The sequence below is a fragment of the Micromonospora sp. ATLC20 genome, assembly GCF_057196585.1.
On record NZ_JBXUOV010000420.1, the window covers coordinates 1 to 557 of the forward strand.

A 557-nucleotide genomic window follows, 5' to 3' on the forward strand; every position below is an offset into this window, starting at 1 on the left:
GGTCGGCGCACCGTGCGCGGCGGCCGGCGCGGCGGTCAGCGGCACCGCCGCGGCGACGGCGGCGAACGCGGCGAACGCGCGACGTGCGGCCATGTGATCGACCTCCCGTGCACTGGTACGGCCGGGAGCCGCCAAAGGTTCGATCCGCGCCGATCGGGCCGGGCGGCATGACCGAACGGACAACCGGGGCGGCGACGGACGCCTGATGGGCCCTAGAGTGACGAAACCCTGTGATCGAGGAGCGTCCCTTGTCCGATCCGGTCCCGTCCCCCGAGTCGTCCCGCGCCGCCCCTGCGGCCGGTCCCGCACCGGGCGACGTTCCCGCCCCCGCACAGCCGTACCTGCTGGTCGTGCCCACGATGGAGGGCGCTCCCGCGCCGGTGCCGTGGCCCGGTGCCGAGGGGCAACCAGGCTGGGCCATTCCGGTCAGCGTGCCGCCCGGCACCCAGGGGTACGCGTTGTTCCTCCCGCTGGTCCCCGCGCCCGGCCAGCCGGGGGCACCCGGCCAGCCGACGGCGGCGGTGCCCGCCCAGGCGACGGCGCCCGCCGCCGAGCGC

General features: G+C 77.6%; 1 pseudogene. It reads left to right on the plus strand.

From position 1 onward, the window contains the following. Positions 1 to 248 precede the first annotated feature (248 nt). Positions 249 to 557, plus strand: a pseudogene (locus AC2CHG_RS31725) (DUF4153 domain-containing protein); the annotation flags it as partial.